The organism is Serratia sp. HNCC26DJ206, from assembly GCF_057180605.1.
Map to the genome: position 1 here is coordinate 1 of NZ_JBXUGP010000178.1, position 291 is coordinate 291.

The 291-nt window shown below is 63.9% G+C and carries 1 protein-coding gene; it reads right to left on the reverse strand.

Features of this window, described 5'->3' with window-relative positions; translation table 11 throughout:
• Window positions 1–291: Ig-like domain-containing protein (locus AC2A1E_RS24485; protein WP_484385921.1), on the reverse strand; the 291-nt coding region annotated here is incomplete at both ends.

Consider the following 291-nt stretch of genomic DNA (forward strand, 5'->3'; position numbering starts at 1 on the left):
TGGCCCGACATGCGGCTCGGCGTTGTCCACCACGCTGGTGATCGCCGGCTGCGTCGGCACGGTGATGTCGACGTTAAGGTCATACGATGGGGTGCTTGGCGTGGTCTTGTTGCCTGCCGCATCCACCGCCACGATGGTCAGTTGGTTCTGACCTTCCAGCAGTGGCGTGGTTGGCGTCAGTGACCAGGTGCCATTGGCCTGCACGGTGGTGCTGCCAATCGGGTGGTTACCCGCCGCGTCGGCCGCGTACACGATGATGGTGTCACCGGCAGTGCCGATACCGCTGATCAG